Source organism: uncultured Meiothermus sp. (genome assembly GCF_937863175.1).
GTDB lineage: Bacteria > Deinococcota > Deinococci > Deinococcales > Thermaceae > Meiothermus.
The window spans coordinates 1-2,000 of the sequence record NZ_CALMCQ010000086.1 but is presented as its reverse complement, the minus strand read 5'-3'; the positions used below and the strand labels follow the sequence as shown (position 1 = coordinate 2,000).

Genomic DNA, 2,000 nt, shown 5'->3' with positions numbered 1-2,000 from the left:
CCCACGACCAAGAGGCCAGTTGTGCTTTGCAAAACCCAACCTTGCTCGGCCAAAACCTTGGGGTCGGGTTGAACGGCAAGGCCAAAAGCCGAGGGGAAGGTCTTGCCCGCTTCCCCCGCCTCCTGCCCGGCAGATTAGCGCCGAGAACCCCTCCAGTCAAAGGCGGCGGCACGACCCCGCTGCCGCCGTCCCTGCGGGCAGACCTTTGACTTTCGGGAACCCCGGCGCTAGAGGCATCTGCCAAGGAGGCGGGGGAAAACAGTTGGGGGACAACAGGGCGACGGCGACAGGCAAAAATTCCGATTTCGAGCAGGGTTTCCAAAGGAGAGGTAAGGTTTATGGAAGGGAAAAACAACAACGCGATACTGGGCCATCTGGACATGCTGGCGGTTCGGCTTAATGGCTCTGCCAACCGGCAACGCGGCGTGGAGTGGTGGAGCTACGGGGTGGGGGAGGGCGAGACCCTTCGCGTCACCTACAGCTACACCCCGCAGGGCAAACATGGGGTCAAGACCCGTGACAGGGGAACCTTCGGGGCGGCCCTCGAGCACACCCGCCAATACTTCGGGGAGGCCACCATCACCCGGCTCGAGCGGGGCGAAGTCCCCCTCGAGGAGGCCTTAAGCCGTCTGGGCAAGGCCGCCATCATTCAGAGCCGCCCCCAGTTCGAGCAGCAAATCCAACGCATCGCCGACTTCTCCCAGCGGGACGCTTACGTGTTCATCCGCATGGGCGACCTTGAGCCCTTCGTGCAGTTCGGCTCGGTGGAGAGCCTCGAGGGCTGTCTATACCTCTTCCGCCTCGAGGCCCGCCCCGAGGCACAGCCCACCGCGCAGCCCCACGCCGCGTGACGGAGCCGACCATGAGCAAGCCGACTGACCCCAAAGAGCTGGCCCACGGCCTCGGGTTTTTCACCGGGACTCTGACCTACACCCGCCACTGGTGCGGAACCACCGTCTACCTGACCGACGGGGCCAAGTACCTGGCCGAGAAGGCCGAAGCCTACTGGCTGATGGACATCATCGCCAGCGCACACCCCTACTACAAGCACGCGGAGTTCGTGGTGGTGGAGTTGGTCAAGACCGATTCGTCCGCCGTCGTGACGATCAAACACAGCCCGAGCCAACCCCCCTACTACACCCAGCACATCCCCTACACCGACTTTCCGCTCGAGTACGTCAAGCTCTACGCCGCCTTGGGCGAGGGCGGGGTCTGGGTCGTGATGTTGCCCAGCGAGAACTGACGAACTCGAGGAGGCCGAATATGCAACTGCTCACCCTACAACAACTCGAGGCATTGGCCGAGTTTCTCGAGTGCGAAATCAGAGCCAGGGAGCCGCTCGAGCAATCCCCAGATACCCCGCGTTTTTTTGTGGATGAAACGCAAGAGCGATGGTCAGACCGTGTGCAAGAAGTACACCGCATAGAGGAGGGGAGGCCCGTTTTGGTAGCACATTTTTGGATTCCGTGAAGACGGAACGTCGAAGGTCGAAGGTCAAAGGTCGAAGGTCAAACCCCCTGGCCCGAACCCGCACGGGGAAATGCGGGAAGGATTCAACTATGTCGAAGCCCGACAAGACGGCCAATACAGCCACCAAGCCCGCCACAAAAGCCACTGCCAAGGTTACAAAACTTGCCCCCAAACCCCCAGCGGTTAGGGCTAAAGCCGTTGCGATTGCGCCCACCCTTGCCCCAGTCACCGCCCAAACCTTCCCACTGGGCCAGCTCATCCACGGCGAAAATAGCCGCAAGCACTATGCACAGCGCGACATCGAGGAACGCGCCGCCAGCATTCAGAGCAGCGGACTGCTGCAAAATCTGGTGGGCTACCTCGAGGGCGACCGTATCGCCATCAGCGCCGGACACACCCGCCTAAAAGCCCTGCTGCATCTGGTGGCGACCAAGGCCGAAGGCTTCACCCTCGACTACCCCGTGCCCGTGCTGATCAAGCCCAAGGCCGAGGCCCTGGCGGACTCGCTGATCGAGAACGGCATCATCGAC

Annotated in this window: 4 protein-coding genes; all 4 read left to right on the top strand. The window is 62.0% G+C overall.

Translation table 11 applies throughout. From position 1 onward, the window contains the following. The first annotated feature begins 338 nt into the window (after positions 1–338). A complete protein-coding gene (locus tag Q0288_RS03460) occupies positions 339–851 on the top strand; it encodes a hypothetical protein (protein ID WP_299427238.1) in 513 nt (170 codons plus the stop codon). 11 nt (positions 852–862) lie between these two features. Next, entirely contained in the window at positions 863–1,243 is a 381-nt protein-coding gene (locus tag Q0288_RS03455) for a DUF6876 family protein (protein ID WP_299427235.1), read from the top strand. Positions 1,244–1,263: 20 nt separating this feature from the next. Beyond that, entirely contained in the window at positions 1,264–1,470 is a 207-nt protein-coding gene (locus tag Q0288_RS03450; protein ID WP_299427232.1) for a hypothetical protein, read from the top strand. Between the two features lie 89 nt (positions 1,471–1,559). Further along, positions 1,560–2,000: ParB/Srx family N-terminal domain-containing protein (locus Q0288_RS03445; RefSeq protein ID WP_299427229.1), on the top strand; the 441-nt coding region annotated here is incomplete at its 3' end.